We start from the raw sequence: 14841 nt of genomic DNA, 5'->3' as shown, positions 1-14841 counted from the left end.
TTTAGTCCTGCTTTGCACTCCAAGTCCTCGATGAAAAATCGGGATCCGGGCTATCCGCTTCAATACGGTTTAGGTGGCGGGGCTGCCGGCAGCCAAAAGCTACTAACAATCATTTCCAAAAAAATAAAGCCCCTATCTACCCAAAAAGTCATCAATGGCCTTAACAGCATTTGCTATCCTTTCATCACTTAAACCACCAATAACTTTATAATTGGCATTTAGCGCTTGTAGCTCCTTGTGCCAAACCTGCATAAAATATTCGCGTTTATCAGGGAAATCGCGCAGCGGATCGTCCTGCCATGGCAAATCGATGTCCATTAACAGGTATAAATCATATGGTCTTTCAGGCAAAGCATCAAGCACCACCTTTGGTGTTTCGCCCAGCACTTCATCACTCCAGATTTTTACCGTAACAAAAGTGGTATCGCAGATGATAAATTCGCTTTCTGTTATGGCTAAAATAGCATCTTCCAGGGCCACTTGCCCATAATACATATTTTCTTCATCCTGCAAAGTATATTCGGTAACCAGGTTTTCGCAATAATAACGGGCATACTCTGGTACCCACGAAACTTTGTAATGTTTTGCGAGCAATTGAGATAGGGTAGATTTTCCCGTACTTTCCGGGCCAACAATGGCAATCTTTTTGATATTTTTATTCACGATATTCCAAATGTAAAGGAAAAAGCTTTAAAAGAAAAAATCCGGTTGAGGAGGGCTCCTGCAACCGGATAATAAACCAAACAAACTATTTATGAAGAAATCCTCATGGCGGGTAACTAATCCGCGGAGGAAGCTTTAGATCATTGTCTAAAGTATATACAAAACGTATATATGTTCTCCTTATTACAACATTATTGCCAATATTCCGATCTTCATCACTTCATGACTTAATTCTGACGCGTGGCCCCATATTCTCTAAATTCTTTTAACACTAATTAACATTTGCGGTATTATTGTACATCTTCATTTTACAGTCGTGTATAATTTATAGTACAATGTTTATTTTGGGTGTTCATTATTTAAAACTATTTGTACGAAATGGTGTTATTTATTTAAGACATCAAACTAAAACGTTATACCATGAAAAAGTTATGTGTTGTGTTATCACTCCTTATCATATTTACTTTGGGTGCAATTGCCTTTACAAATATTAAATTAGGTGGAATAATCGGAAAAATAAGCCCGGTAGATGCGGCTTCTTCCATTACGCTTGTAGCTGCAACAGACACGCTTAGAGCTGAAGTAAATCAGGGCGTTTTTACTTTTACCAACCTTAAACAGGGTGTTTATAATGTAGTGATAAAAGCCAATGCGCCATATAAAGATGCCGTGATAGAAAAGGTGGCCGTAAAAGATAGCGCCACTACGGATTTAGGCGAAATTAAATTGCAGCAGTAGTAAGTTTTGCAAAAGAAAAATTTAAAAAGAGGGTTCAGCAAATCCTCTTTTTTATTTTAAAAAAATCAGCTTAAAATCCTTCTAAAGATGTATCTTTGCATCCCGACAGAACAGTTGGGATTTTTCTTCATACAAGCACAAAATCTCGTTGCTTTCAGGGTATTTAAAATACCCAAATACTTTAGAATTTTAATTATTGTTTAAGCTTTATCATGCCTAAAGACACTTCCATCCGCTCAGTACTGATTATAGGATCTGGACCAATTATCATTGGCCAAGCCTGTGAATTTGATTACTCGGGTTCGCAAGCGGCCCTTTCTTTAAAAGAAGAAGGGATTACCGTTTCCATTATCAACTCCAATCCGGCTACCATTATGACGGATAAGGTTATCGGTGACCATGTTTACCTGCGCCCGTTAACTGTTGATTCAATAGAGGTTATTTTACAAGAGCACATCGACTCTGCAGATTTACCTAGAATTGATGCGGTACTTCCTACAATGGGAGGGCAAACTGCACTAAACCTTTGTAAAGAAGCAGAAGAACGTGGTGTTTGGGAAAAATACGGTGTTAAAGTAGTTGGTGTAGATGTTGCCGCAATTGAAAAAACTGAAAACCGTGAAGCTTTCCGCCAGTTAATGGTTGATATCGGTGTAGGTGTTGCAGAATCGAAAATTGCCAACTCATTTTTAGAAGGTAAAGAGGCTGCACAAGAAATCGGTTATCCATTGGTTATCCGCCCTTCATACACTTTAGGTGGTTCTGGAGGTGGTTTCGTGCATAAGAAAGAGGAATTCGATGCAGCGTTAAAACGTGGTTTAGAAGCTTCGCCAACACATGAAGTATTGGTAGAGAAAGCGGTTTTAGGCTGGAAAGAATATGAGTTAGAGTTGTTAAGAGATAGCAACGATAACGTAATCATTATCTGCTCAATCGAAAACTTTGATCCGATGGGTATCCATACAGGAGACTCGATTACGGTTGCTCCTGCAATGACTTTATCAGATCGTTGTTACCAGGAAATGCGCAACCAGGCAATTAAAATGATGCGTGCAATCGGTAATTTTGCCGGTGGCTGTAACGTTCAGTTTTCGGTTAACCCTGCAGATGATGCCATTATCGCCATCGAAATTAATCCACGTGTATCGCGTTCATCAGCTTTAGCAAGTAAGGCAACTGGTTATCCAATCGCGAAAATTGCCGCCAAACTGGCAATTGGTTATAACCTGGATGAAATTGAAAACCAGATTACCAAAACCACTTCAGCATATTTCGAACCTACTTTAGATTATGTAATTGTTAAAGTACCTCGCTGGAACTTTGATAAATTTAAAGGTGCAAATAAAGAACTTGGCTTACAGATGAAATCTGTTGGTGAGGTAATGGCCATCGGCCGTACCTTTATTGAGGCCTTGCAAAAAGCTTGTCAGAGTTTGGAGATTAACCGTGCAGGTTTAGGTGCAGATGGCAGGCAGGTACGCAATATTGAAGAAATTATGGACGGTTTGGAGCATGCTTCATGGAACCGTTTGTTCTTAATAAAAGATGCCATGGTAATGGGTGTGCCTTTGGAGTCGATCCGTAAGGTAACCAAAATCGATAAATGGTTCTTAAATCAGATTCAGGAGCTTGTATTACTTGAAACTGAATTAAAAAGATATTCTTTAAATAACATCCCTCAGGATTTCTTTGTAACGCTTAAACAGAAAGGTTTCTCTGATATTCAGATTGCCTGGTTATTAGGAAACGTTACCGAAGATGAGGTGTACGATCGCCGTAAGGCTTTGGGCATCAGCAGGGTGTATAAAATGGTTGATACCTGTGCTGCGGAATTCCCTGCGAAAACACCGTATTACTACTCTACTTTCGAAGAGGAAAACGAATCTATTCCATCCGATAAGAAAAAAGTAATTGTATTGGGCTCTGGCCCTAACCGTATCGGTCAGGGGATTGAATTTGATTACTCTTGTGTACACGGTTTATTGGCCGCAAAAGAATCAGGTTTCGAAGCCATTATGATTAACTGTAACCCCGAAACGGTTTCTACAGATTTTAACATGGCCGATAAATTATACTTCGAGCCGGTTTTCTGGGAGCATGTTCGCGAAATTATTGAGCTGGAGAAACCTGAAGGTGTAATTGTTCAATTGGGTGGACAAACAGCGTTGAAAATGGCTGAGAAATTAACGGAGCGAGGTATCAAAATTATCGGAACATCTTTCGAGAATATGGATATTGCTGAAGACCGTGGCCGTTTCTCTGACCTGTTAAAAGAATTAAATATTCCTTATCCAAAATATGGTGTTGCAGAAAATGCTGAAGAAGCAATTGTTGTAGCAAACGAAGTTGGTTATCCGGTATTGGTTCGTCCGAGTTATGTATTGGGTGGACAAGGGATGAGCATCGTAATCAACGATGAAGACCTGGAGAAGGCAGTAGTAAAATTACTGGGCGATTTACCGGGCAACCGCGTATTGATCGATCACTTTTTAGATAGAGCAGAAGAAGCAGAATCGGATTCGATTTCTGATGGGGATGATGTTCACATTGTAGGTATGATGGAGCACATTGAGCCTGCAGGTATTCACTCTGGAGATTCTTTCGCTGTGCTACCAACCTTTAGTTTGCCAGATACGGTAACTAAAGCGATGGAAGAATACTCGATCAAAATTGCGAAGGCTTTAAATGTACGCGGATTGTTAAACATCCAGTTTGCAATTAAAGACGAAAAGGTTTACGTTATCGAAGCGAACCCCAGGGCGTCTCGTACGGTTCCATTCATTGCAAAAGCTTACGATGTTCCTTATATCAACATCGCTGCTAAAATTATGCTGGGCGTTGCGAAATTGAAAGATTTCACAATTGTGCGCAAGCTTGAAGGTTACGCGATTAAAGAGCCGGTTTTCTCTTATGAGAAATTCCCTGAAGTAGCGAAAGAATTAGGTCCTGAAATGAAATCTACCGGTGAGGCAATCCGTTTCATCAAAGATTTAGAAGATCCTTACTTCCGCAAGCTTTACAAAGATAAATCAATGTATTTGAGTAAGTAATCTGCTTGCAAAGATTTATAAATAATAATGGCCAGTGATTTTTCACTGGCCATTATTTATAATATTGTATTTGGCGGCTCGTCATTCCCAACTCGATTGGGAATCTTAAAGCTTACTGCATTACGATTCCCGCCTGCGCGGGAATGACTACCGTTTTATAACTGCTGTCCCTTTTATTTCTTCAACTTCGGTATCCTGGTTGGCGTATCTGTTCCGTTTACAATGGTAACAGCGCTTTTTGCAATGGCTTTAATGGTAGAAAGGATGTTTTCTACATCTAAAGAGCTGTATTCATCCTTTACGCTGTGGTACAGTTTATCGATGTCAATTTTATCGGTACTGATGGTGTGTGCCGGAACGCCTAAAGCGGCTAATGTAGCATTATCACTTCTGTAAAATAAATTCTGATCTGGATAAGGATCCGGATGGAAAGTAAATTCTGTTCCGGTTAAGTTTTTCTGTAAAATCTTACCGAAATCAGATCTTTCATAACCGGTAATAAATGCAGTGTTTTTACCGAATTTAGAATCTTTACCAATCATTTCGATATTGAACATGGCTACCACATCATCAGGATTTAATTTTTCTGAGAAGTATCTGGCGCCAAAACCACCAATTTCCTCAGCCGTAAAAGCAACAAAGATTAAGGTACGTTCGTTATTTTTCTGTGCTTTATAATATTTAGCCAAAGCAATCATTGCTGTAGTACCAGATGCGTCATCATCGGCCCCGTTGGCAATACTATCGCCATCTACGGCCTTTAAAAAGCCTAAATGATCATAATGGCCAGAGAATACCACAATTTCTTTTGCCTTAGATTTACCTGGAATTACACCAGCAACATTAAACAAAGGCATTTTAGTTACCTTGTTTTTAAACGTTGCAGAAAAATCTGTTGCAGCATCTTTACCTAAAATAAAAACCTGTACAACACTAACTGTTTTTTTGATATCTTCTTCATCAACCGTTGTCGGTTTGCTGAAATGATCTTTATAGCGGTTAAATAAATCAGCAAATTTACTGTCTACCAAAACAATCTGATTCTTATCAGCATTTAGCATTGCCCGGAATTGCGCTACAAAAGGTTTTTCAGGATCTAATTTAACAACTGTGGTGTTCGATTTATCAAGCGTAATGCTTTCTGTAGTCGCGCCAGTAACCATTAAGTTTTCCGGCGTAATTTCCTGCCCATCTATTTTAACACTGGTAGTTACATTTGCAACCTGGTATTTGTTAAAGGTCTGGCGGAATGTTTTTTCACCGGTTAAAGGCTGCAAACCAATTTTTTTAAATTCTGATTCGATAAATGTGGCGGCTTTATCTATTCCAGGAGTAAAAGTGGCACGTCCCTGCATATCGTCAGCACTCAAGGTTTTAATCAGGTGATCGGTATACTCACGGGTGATAATTTTATCAATGTTTTGCGCTTTAAGCTGCAGGCTTGCCATGCCGGCAAGTGTAAAAAGGAATATTTTATTCATATAATAAGTATAGAGTGGTGAATTTAGGATTTTTGGTTGATAATTCAGTGTGGATAGTTTTATTGGTTAATGGTTTTTTGGTTCATGGTTAATAGCCGTAGTTTGATACTGATTTGAGTTTGTATTGCCATTCCAACCTTTCAATATTACATTACAATTTATACCATGATCTATAAACTATCTGACCATGAACCATTCTTTATTCCTCTCCGTCCCAATTGTGTTTCTCCAGATCGCGGTAGGCTTTTCCTTTAATTATTTCTTTTTTCTTGGTTGATTCGGAATCGACCCTGGTTTCGTGGATATTATCGGCTACCTCAAAATGAAAATCTTTATCTTTTTTGGAGTGATAGATTGCAACCTCATCACCATCTGATATAGCATAATCATAAGGTCCGCGGGCACTCATCAGTTTTACAAATACAGGTAAACATTCAAAGAAGATAAACAGCAATCCGATAAAGGTAACAGCTATTGCGGTATTGTTGTCGCTAGTGCCATCTACATTGAATTTAAGCTGACCTAAAGCCCAGTTGCGGTCGGCAAAACCGGCAATATCCGATAAACTATCTAACTGTTTTTTAGTGTACAATTTTTCGGTAAACAAACCATCAAATTCTTTTCGCTTATCTACAAAACCTTCTGATTTATTGATGGCTGACTTCAACGAATCAAGTTCTGTGGTACGTTGCGCAATTTCGGTCTCCTTACGTTTGGCATAAGGGCCATAACCCATTACACCCGAAGTTTCTGTGGTTTTGTTTCCGAAAATTTCGAAATTAAGCTTTTGCCGGTCGGCTTTTATACCCTTTTCAAGAGAATCCCTTGTCGCTTTCTGTTGGTTTAACCTACCAAACTCTACCTGATATTTTTTTTCGAAAGCTTTGTTCAGCGTATCAATTTTAGCCCGCTGACCGTTCAGGTAACTTACTTTTAAACGTTCTTTAATTTCTTTATCGAAAATCTTTAGCTCAATTGGGCGTGAGATTACCATACCGATCATAATGGCCAGTAAAATACGTGGTGTCGCCTGTAACAATTGTTTGTTTGTACTTGCGCTTTTATTGATACTGGATACAATATAACGGTCCATATTAAAAATGGCTGCACCCCATAAAAATCCAAAAACAATGGCGAAAATTACAGCCAAATCGGCTCCTTTAAATACAAAATACATGGCATAACCGCCAGAAAGTGCGGCAAATAATCCAGTAAAAAAGATGGTGGCACCAATGCCGGTATATTTATTTTGTTCTGAAGGATATTTTTCCAGCGTTGAGATGTGGGCGCCAGAGCAAAACCAGAAGAAACGGTTCAGTTTGTCCATTTGTAACTATTTATATTTAAACGCCTAAGGGTTTCAGTTGTTACAGTATCTGGCAAAATTTTATGGCATTTTTTTGATGGGGAGTGTAAAGCTGATTTTCCTATATTTGCATAAATACATTTATAAAATGAAAGAAATATCGGTACAAGAACTAAAAGAGAAAATCGATAACAAAGAAGATTTTCAATTAATTGATGTTCGTGAAACATTCGAATACGAGGTTTCCAATCTTGATGGTGAGAATATCCCTTTGGGTGGAATTTTAATTGAAGCTGATAAGGTTGCTAAAGATAAACCGGTAATTATTCAGTGCCGCAGTGGAAAAAGAAGCGCAGCAGCAGTAATGCAGCTGGAGCAACAATACGGATTCGACAATCTTTATAACTTAAAAGGCGGAATTTTAGCCTGGCAGGAAGCTTTTGATCCAAGCATGACGGTATATTAAATATTGTTGAATTTTGAATGAGAGAATTAGTTTAAGTTAATCACATTCACTCATTCAAAATTCACTCATGCAGTCATTCAATTCTTCTCTCATTCTCTCATTCAATCCTTCTATTGTGGGTAAAAAATTTGCTTTAAATATCTTTTATAACCTGGCCATTATCCTTTCTATTTTTGGATTGGTTTGGTGTTACAACAACCATAAATATATACCTGCTGCATTTTTGGTTGGTGTGGCCTGCTGCCTGTTTTATTTCAAGTATCAGTTAACTAAAGAGCTTAGAAAAAACTTTAAAGAAAAAGATCAGAAGTAGCAGTTCCTTCCAGTCCCAATCCGGGTAAATCTTTCAGGATATATTTTCCGTTTTCGAAAGCCGGATCGGTAAAAGGATTGTTTTTGGTCAACCATGGGCCATCTAAATCGGCCCAGTTGCATAGCGGCGCCAAGGCTGCTGCGGCTAAAGTTGCACAACTGGTTTCGCTCATGCAGCCAATCAGCACTTTCATGCCAAAAGAACGGGCTTTTAAAATCATCTGATGCCCTTCGTACATGCCACAACTTTTCATCAGTTTTACATTAATGCCATGGTAAGCACCTTTGAGTTTATCCATATCTGCTAAACGTTGCACCGCTTCATCTGCCAATAATGGAATCGGACTACGTTCGGTAAGCCAGGCATTACCGTCGAGGTTATTTTTATCCATCGGCTGCTCAATTAATACCACGCCCTGGTTATGGAGCCAGTAAATCAAGTCAATCGCTTTTATTTTATCCGTCCAACCCTGGTTTGCGTCTACATAAAGTGGAACGCTGGTCATGCTGCGGATGGTTTCGATAATTTCCTGATCATTATCCTTGCCCAGTTTTACTTTGATTACTTTAAAAGCTTCGGCATCTTTCAGTTTTTCGCGGATTACCTCCGGTGTATCAATCCCGATGGTATAAGAAGTTACAGGCATTTTCGCCGGGTCGGCACCATAAATTTCGTAGCAAGGTTTATTTAGGAGCTTTCCCTGAATGTCGTTAAGTGCAATATCGATAGCCGCTTTAATGGCCGGTTGCCCAGGTGCAAGGCTATCTAAATAATTAATAATTTCTTCAAAATTGAAAGGAAACTGAATTTTACCCCAGTCTGCCAGTTTAAGAAAAGCGCTGGCACTTTCATAACTTTCGCCCATATAGGGTACCATAGAGGCTTCGCCATAACCTACCACTCCTTCATGTTCAATCTTTAACAAGATTAAGGGGGTGCTGGTACGTGTAAATTTCGAAATCGAAAAAGGATGTTTTAATTCTAACTCAAATTGCTTGCAACTAATCTTCATTATCAATCGTCTTCTAAATAAATGAGGTAATTATCGCATTACAAATTATCTTTGTTCATTAACGCAAATATTCCTGCCATGAAAAACATTTCAAGATTACGGTATTTTATTTATTTATCCTTAATAATTATTGGAGGATGTAGTACAGGAAAAAAAGCCTTACAGAAAGGCGACTATGATACTTCGGTCGAAAAATCGGTAAGCAGGCTCCAAAATTCGCCGAAAAACAGCGAAGCGATGGAAGTGCTAAAAACGGCATACGATTTAGCTTTAAAAGATCATTTGCGTAAAGTAGATGAGGCGAAAATGTCAAATGATTTATTTAGATGGGAATCGGTGATGTATGATTATCAAAAAATTAATCAGCTGGCTGATAATATTAATAGCTGCCCCGCTTGTTTGGCTATTGTTCCAAACCCATCTAAATACATTAGCGAGTTGGCTGAAAGTAAATATAACGCTGCCGGCGCACGGTATAATTCTGGTTTAGGCTATTTAAGAGAAAATAACCGCCAAGCCGCTAAAAAAGCTTATTACGAATTTGAGAAAACCCTTAACCTGGAACCCAATTATAAAGATACCAAAACAAAAATGGACGATGCATATTGGGCAGCTGTAACCAGGGTGGTGGTACAGCCCATTATTGTAAATAGCGGCATGTACAAATTAAGCGCCGATTATTTTCAACAACAGATTGACCAGTATATTGCAAAATACTCCAGAAATAAATTTGTAATTTTTTATGGCGAAGAGCAGGCCACCAATCAGAAAATTGTTCCCGATCAGGTATTAAGTTTAAATTTTGATGACTTTATAGTTGGCCAAACCTATGTAAAGGAGAGGGTTGAAAAAATAAGCCGTGATAGTGTGGTGATTGGCGAAACCCGCGATAAAAAACCAGTTTATGGCACAGTGAAAGCCACTTTAAGTATTTTTGAAAAGAATATTTCGTCATCGGGATTATTGGATATGAGCATTACTGATTGGAAAAGCAGAAAATTGGTCCGCCAGCAAAAATTCCCAGGTACTTATGTTTGGAGAGATAGCTGGGCGAGTTACAAAGGCGATGACAGGGCTTTAAGCAATCAGCAACTGGCCATCACCAGAAGAAAAGAACAATTACCACCTCCACCAAGCGCGTTGTTTTTGGAGTTTACCAAGCCGATTTATAACCAGTTGGTTGATGATATTGGGTATTATTATAATAATTACTAGACCTCACCCTGTTAACAGAAATGGTTTAACCCACTACGGTAACATCCCTCTCCTGCAGGAGAGGGAGACGATTGACACTGCTATATTACTTCCGCTAACAGGGTGAGCTTGTAATCCCTGCGTTAAATTAAATCATCGATATAAGGCCCTTAAAATATAATGGCTAATATTGCAGTAATGAATACCGGCTTATACAATCCTTTCCAAAATTTCGATTTTTTATATAAAACCTGCTTTTTAAGTGGCAAAACCTTTAATTCTCCTGTTGTTCAGGTGCCTTTACTTCCGAAATGGCTGTTGGAGCAGGCAGGGTTAAGCGGCGAAGAACAAATTCAGTTTTTAGATGAAAGTATCCGCTCATACAATACCCTGGTTATTCCGGTAAACAGTGAAGTAAACGAGCAGTTTTTAAATCCATTAGAAGATAAAATTGAAGCAGCTTTTGCGAAAGGTTATGATGCCGTTTCTGCATTACCCGAGCTGGATTTATTCAATTGGATCGGCAAGTTTTTATACGGTTTTGTGTACATCGAAATGCATTCGGCCTTACGTAAGGAGATGACTGCAGATGGGTTAAACATGTCGCAATCGCTGATGATGAAATTTGCCAACCTCAATTTCATGATGCAGAACCTGTACACCAGTTTAGCGTTCGAAGATTTTTCGCCATGGTCTATTACCATAGTGAAATTAGAAAACGGAGAAACGCCTTTCAGTTTCCGTGATGAAATTAATACGCTAACTTTTTCTTTAAAAATGAAAGATTTTGGGATCATTGCCTGCCTGCAGGATAATGGAACCAACAAACGCTATCATCAGGATATTATCAATGAGGTAAAAGGTAAAGCTTTATCTGCCGAGCAGTTTGAAGAGCTGAGTGCACGTTTTTATTATTCGGCTTATCTTTTTAACCGCCTGCCCGAATATACTTTTATGCCTGTTGAGGGCACTACTTATATCGAAGCCATGCCTTTGCGTGGCAACATGACCAAGCCGCTTTTTGATGTTTGGCAAAATAAAATATATGCGCAGGTACTCGAAAATTTCTGGAAACCATGGGGTTATGTGGTATTCGAGATTATTAAAAACCCTGATGAACCGATGAGTTTCTTCGAAAAACCTTATTTGCCTACTGCGGGGTAGGTTTTTGCTTACCATCATTCCCAGAGGTCAGTTTTTTTGTAAAAACAGTGGAGTTTAAATCATAGATTTTTCTAAGGATGTCGTCATTGCGAAGCCGATTTTTCATTGGCTGAAGCAATCTTTATCGCAAGTTGGAAAGATTGCTTCGTCGTTTCTTCTCGCAATGGCGCCCGATTTTTTGGAATCCGTCATTCTTAACTTGATTGGGAATCTTAAACCGAAAAATGTTATTGTATGTTGCATTAGGATTCCCGTTTTCACGGGAATGACGATTCTTCCCAATGGATATTACCTCCCGCCTGTTAAAACATGGCAATAAAATTCTGTAAAATACCCGGAACGAAAATAATGGTAAAAATCAATCCGGTTAGCGCTCCGAAAAAGTGTGCATCGTGGTTGATGCCATCTCTGGAGTTTCTAGAGGCGTAGTAGCAGTATACAAGATATAGTATTCCGAAAATATAGGCAGGAATATCGAATGGGATGAAAAGTATTCTTATTCCACTTTTCGGACTATACAAAATAAAGCTGAAAAGTACAGCACTAATTGCTCCTGATGCACCTAAACTATTGTAATTAAAATTTTCCTTGTATTTAAATATCGTTGGTACATCACTGAGGATGAGCGCCAAAATGTAAAGCAAACCGAACAAGAAACTGCCCATTAGTCGTTCTAAAGTAAAAGCAAATGCAACGAAAGTAAACATGTTGAAGAAAAGGTGCATCCAATCGGCATGTATTAGTCCGCTTGTTATCACTGTCCAAACCTTGTGGCCTCTTGATACGCTATACGGGTGCAGCATAAACTTTCCGTAAACCGAATGATCGTAGAAAGCATATAAGCTGGTAATAATGGTAAAAACGAAGATTAAGGATGCAACTGGTGCAATATTGAAGTATTCCATTGGGGTTATTTTAAATCAAGTTTTGCGTTTGTAACCAAACGTGCAACCGGATATCTGTTGTGTGTTTTTTCGTAATAATCAGAATTTTTATACACAAAATCAAGTTGTGCAGCACCATTCTTTGCAAATTCTGGATCTGCTGATTTTTTGGCTTCCAGTTTACTTTTCAGTTCAGGATTATTTTTAAGCAATTCTGTTGCCGTATCTTCAAAAACATAAGCCGAATAATGTTCTTTCATATCCAATATAGAATCGAAAAAATTCCAGTTAAAATAGGAATCGGTAGCTTGTGGCTCCAGCGTTTCTACAATATAACGGTTAGTTGGCTGGTTTACATATACTACAAAATCGCCGGCATAATATTGCAAATTTTGCTGAACAGGATTAACCTTCACACCTGAGTGTAAGTAATGCCCTTCGTAAGGCCTGGTGCCCGTTTTAAAATCGCTGATGTAATAACTTTCTACTGCAATTTTCTGATCCGCTTTTAGTTCACTTATTTTAACGTTGTTCAGTTTAAGCAAGGCAATTACACGATCCCAGGCTTTTGGGATGATATAGGCTACAGGTTTCTGGATAGAAACTGCCGGCTCATATTTATTCCATTCTTTAATCGTTTTAGTATAAGGTTTAGTGCGGTCGTAGTATAAACGATCGGTACCACTTACCGTGCTCGGTTTTTGTCCGGCCTCAAAACCTTTAAAGGTTAAATCTTTTACTTCGCTTTTATTTAATTTCCATTCCAAAGGAAATTCCATTTGTTTAGCAACAGCTTCATCGGCTTTGCGTTTGTTCTCGCCAATGATTTTTGCATCACGTTCTACAACCCGAATATAGCTTTCCAGAAGTTTATAAGTGGCATCCACACGTAAATCGTATGATTTTAACATGTGTGTTTCGGGCATAAAACCAATGGTATTGTGTAAGGTAGTATAGCCTGTAGAGTAACGTGGAGGGTCGATAAATCCGGTTATTCCGGTTTCTGGTGTTTCACCGATCGAATTTACATAAGGGATCATCGGATAACCTGCTTTCTCCATTGCTGTATAAAGATCAGGCACCAAAGTCTTTGTTAAATAAGCAGAAAGTATCGGGTTTAGCTTATCCTTTTGCGTCGGAATAAGCGTCATCACATATTGATAATCGGCACCATTACTGGTATGGGTATCTACAAAAATTTCGGGCTGCCAGGTATTGAAAATCAGTTGAAATGCTGCTGAATTTTTTGAATCAGTTTTAATAAAATCGCGGTTCAGGTCAAGATTTTTACTATTGCCCCTAAAACCGTAGGCTACCGGGCCATTCTGGTTAGCCCGCGAAGTGCCCGTGCGATTAAAACTGCCGTCGATATTGTAAAGCGGAATGATACAGATGACCACATCTTTTGGAAGTTTGTTTCCCTTAAGCAGGTCGCGGGCCAGCATCATCGAAGCATCTACTCCTTCCGGTTCTCCGGGATGGATTCCATTGTTGATCAATAATACTCTTTTATTGCTTTTTCTGATCAATGCCAGATCGAAAACCTTATCACGAGACAGTACCAGCAGGTGCAACGGTTTTCCAAAATCGGTATTTCCGTAGGTGAGCAGTTTGGCTTCGGGATAAGTTTTAGCCAGATTTTCGTAATAAGATATTGCAGCAGTGTAAGTTGTGGTTTCCGTTTTGCCACTTAATTCGAATGGTGTTTTTTGTGCGACAGCTTTAAGCCTCATCGATAGCAAACATAACACAAAGAATTTTCTCATGCCTTAAAGCTAACAAATGAAATGCTGTTATTAAAGTGTTTTGCGATAAGATTTAATCCTGCCCAACATGTACTTAAAGCCTATGGTATAGGCATTGTAAACATCTGGCGAATAGTTTTTAAACTTGGTGCTCGAATCGTTATATCCATCTAATCCCTCGCCAAAGGTAAAGTTCGATTGTGCATTGATATTGATTACATACCTCATATAACCGTATCCATCATTGATGAAATAGTTAAACCCGAAATTTAAAGGTACCAGGAGGTTATTGCTTTTATCCTGCCCCGGAAAAGGACCATAACCGGGATCGTAAGCTGCCCAGCTTGGTTTATACCGCACAATATCAGTAATGTTATTGTTTACAACCCCAACACCCAAACCTAAATATAAGCCTCTGATATTGTATAAAAATTCACTTTTATCATAATCAACCACTTCGCCGAGCATCAGTTTTACATTAACAGAAAGCGTTTTGTATTTATTTACAAACTGGCGGTTATGCGGATCGTTTACAATATCGCCACCCTGAACCATGCCATACTGCCCCTCCAAACCTAGCGTTACAAACGGGGTAATATGATAATCAAATACGCCATAAGCGGTGTAGCCAAAGCCCCCTTTGTACACGTCGGTATAGGATTTGTTTACTCCTCCACCGAAACCGTACGACATTTTAAAATAATTGGACTGGGCAAAAGAAAAACTTCCAATAAAAACAAGCAAAAGGGTTATATAAGTAGCTCTCAGCAAATTGAAAATCATATTGTTTTTTTACAAAAATAATATGTTTATCGAATATCTATA

13 protein-coding genes are annotated in these 14841 nt (G+C 38.8%); 6 read left to right on the top strand and 7 right to left on the bottom strand.

From position 1 onward, the window contains the following. Positions 1–132 precede the first annotated feature (132 nt). Positions 133–663, bottom strand: a complete 531-nt coding sequence (locus R2R28_RS14885) for an ATP-binding protein (protein ID WP_316826477.1) — start codon at positions 661–663, stop codon at positions 133–135. Positions 664–1083: 420 nt separating this feature from the next. On the opposite strand from R2R28_RS14885, the gene R2R28_RS14880 reads away from it, so the two are divergent. Beyond that, positions 1084–1401, top strand: coding sequence for a carboxypeptidase regulatory-like domain-containing protein (locus R2R28_RS14880; RefSeq protein ID WP_316826476.1), 318 nt, complete (start codon positions 1084–1086; stop codon positions 1399–1401). A gap of 212 nt (positions 1402–1613) precedes the next feature. After that, entirely contained in the window at positions 1614–4451 is a 2838-nt protein-coding gene (carB, locus tag R2R28_RS14875; protein ID WP_316826475.1) for a carbamoyl-phosphate synthase large subunit, read from the top strand. A gap of 173 nt (positions 4452–4624) precedes the next feature. Here the strand turns inward: carB and R2R28_RS14870 are convergent, their stop codons facing one another. After that, complete coding sequence (locus R2R28_RS14870) at positions 4625–5932, bottom strand: M20/M25/M40 family metallo-hydrolase (protein ID WP_316826474.1); 1308 nt, start codon at positions 5930–5932, stop codon at positions 4625–4627. Between the two features lie 199 nt (positions 5933–6131). After that, on the bottom strand, positions 6132–7259 hold the full coding sequence (locus R2R28_RS14865) for a DUF4407 domain-containing protein (protein WP_316826473.1): 1128 nt from the start codon (positions 7257–7259) through the stop codon (positions 6132–6134). Between the two features lie 127 nt (positions 7260–7386). Between R2R28_RS14865 and R2R28_RS14860 the strand changes: the two genes are divergently transcribed. Together R2R28_RS14860 and R2R28_RS14855 are read left to right on the top strand one after the other, a co-directional pair. Further along, positions 7387–7704: a rhodanese-like domain-containing protein gene (locus R2R28_RS14860; RefSeq protein WP_316826472.1), complete on the top strand. Its 318-nt coding sequence runs from the start codon at positions 7387–7389 to the stop codon at positions 7702–7704. Between the two features lie 67 nt (positions 7705–7771). Further along, positions 7772–8017 carry a DUF6358 family protein gene (locus R2R28_RS14855; RefSeq protein WP_316826471.1) on the top strand — a complete coding sequence of 82 codons (246 nt, stop codon included), beginning with the start codon at positions 7772–7774 and terminating at the stop codon, positions 8015–8017. On the opposite strand, the gene R2R28_RS14850 is transcribed toward R2R28_RS14855, so the two are convergent. Continuing rightward, positions 7995–9029: a dipeptide epimerase gene (locus R2R28_RS14850; protein ID WP_316826470.1), complete on the bottom strand. Its 1035-nt coding sequence runs from the start codon at positions 9027–9029 to the stop codon at positions 7995–7997. The genes R2R28_RS14855 and R2R28_RS14850 overlap by 23 nt on opposite strands. Positions 9030–9107: 78 nt before the next feature. On the opposite strand from R2R28_RS14850, the gene R2R28_RS14845 reads away from it, so the two are divergent. After that, positions 9108–10244 carry a hypothetical protein gene (locus R2R28_RS14845; protein ID WP_316826469.1) on the top strand — a complete coding sequence of 379 codons (1137 nt, stop codon included), beginning with the start codon at positions 9108–9110 and terminating at the stop codon, positions 10242–10244. A gap of 159 nt (positions 10245–10403) precedes the next feature. Next, positions 10404–11387, top strand: coding sequence for a hypothetical protein (locus R2R28_RS14840; protein ID WP_316826468.1), 984 nt, complete (start codon positions 10404–10406; stop codon positions 11385–11387). Between the two features lie 302 nt (positions 11388–11689). Here the strand turns inward: R2R28_RS14840 and R2R28_RS14835 are convergent, their stop codons facing one another. From R2R28_RS14835 to R2R28_RS14825, 3 genes are read right to left on the bottom strand one after another with little or no spacing between them, the layout of a single operon-like run. After that, positions 11690–12292 (bottom strand): rhomboid family intramembrane serine protease, encoded by a 603-nt coding sequence (locus R2R28_RS14835; protein WP_316826467.1) that lies wholly within the window; start codon positions 12290–12292, stop codon positions 11690–11692. A gap of 5 nt (positions 12293–12297) precedes the next feature. Beyond that, a complete protein-coding gene (locus tag R2R28_RS14830) occupies positions 12298–14037 on the bottom strand; it encodes a M14 family metallopeptidase (RefSeq protein ID WP_316826466.1) in 1740 nt (579 codons plus the stop codon). A gap of 30 nt (positions 14038–14067) precedes the next feature. Continuing rightward, a complete protein-coding gene (locus R2R28_RS14825; protein WP_316826465.1) occupies positions 14068–14799 on the bottom strand; it encodes a hypothetical protein in 732 nt (243 codons plus the stop codon). Between the last annotated feature and the right edge of the window lie 42 nt (positions 14800–14841).

The organism is Pedobacter miscanthi (genome assembly GCF_032678605.1).
GTDB classification, from domain to species: domain Bacteria; phylum Bacteroidota; class Bacteroidia; order Sphingobacteriales; family Sphingobacteriaceae; genus Pedobacter; species Pedobacter miscanthi_A.
Note: the sequence above shows the minus strand (reverse complement) of the source record. Positions and strands in the feature narration are given on the sequence as shown.

Excerpts from the sequence above, each read along its gene's own strand:
- R2R28_RS14880 (WP_316826476.1), top strand. The coding sequence starts at position 1,084 with ATGAAAAAGTTATGTGTTGTGTTATCACTCCTTATCATATTTACTTTG.
- carB (WP_316826475.1), top strand. The coding sequence starts at position 1,614 with ATGCCTAAAGACACTTCCATCCGCTCAGTACTGATTATAGGATCTGGA.
- R2R28_RS14870 (WP_316826474.1), bottom strand. The coding sequence starts at position 5,932 with ATGAATAAAATATTCCTTTTTACACTTGCCGGCATGGCAAGCCTGCAG.
- R2R28_RS14865 (WP_316826473.1), bottom strand. The coding sequence starts at position 7,259 with ATGGACAAACTGAACCGTTTCTTCTGGTTTTGCTCTGGCGCCCACATC.
- R2R28_RS14860 (WP_316826472.1), top strand. The coding sequence starts at position 7,387 with ATGAAAGAAATATCGGTACAAGAACTAAAAGAGAAAATCGATAACAAA.
- R2R28_RS14855 (WP_316826471.1), top strand. The coding sequence starts at position 7,772 with ATGCAGTCATTCAATTCTTCTCTCATTCTCTCATTCAATCCTTCTATT.
- R2R28_RS14850 (WP_316826470.1), bottom strand. The coding sequence starts at position 9,029 with ATGAAGATTAGTTGCAAGCAATTTGAGTTAGAATTAAAACATCCTTTT.
- R2R28_RS14845 (WP_316826469.1), top strand. The coding sequence starts at position 9,108 with ATGAAAAACATTTCAAGATTACGGTATTTTATTTATTTATCCTTAATA.
- R2R28_RS14840 (WP_316826468.1), top strand. The coding sequence starts at position 10,404 with ATGGCTAATATTGCAGTAATGAATACCGGCTTATACAATCCTTTCCAA.
- R2R28_RS14835 (WP_316826467.1), bottom strand. The coding sequence starts at position 12,292 with ATGGAATACTTCAATATTGCACCAGTTGCATCCTTAATCTTCGTTTTT.
- R2R28_RS14830 (WP_316826466.1), bottom strand. The coding sequence starts at position 14,037 with ATGAGAAAATTCTTTGTGTTATGTTTGCTATCGATGAGGCTTAAAGCT.
- R2R28_RS14825 (WP_316826465.1), bottom strand. The coding sequence starts at position 14,799 with ATGATTTTCAATTTGCTGAGAGCTACTTATATAACCCTTTTGCTTGTT.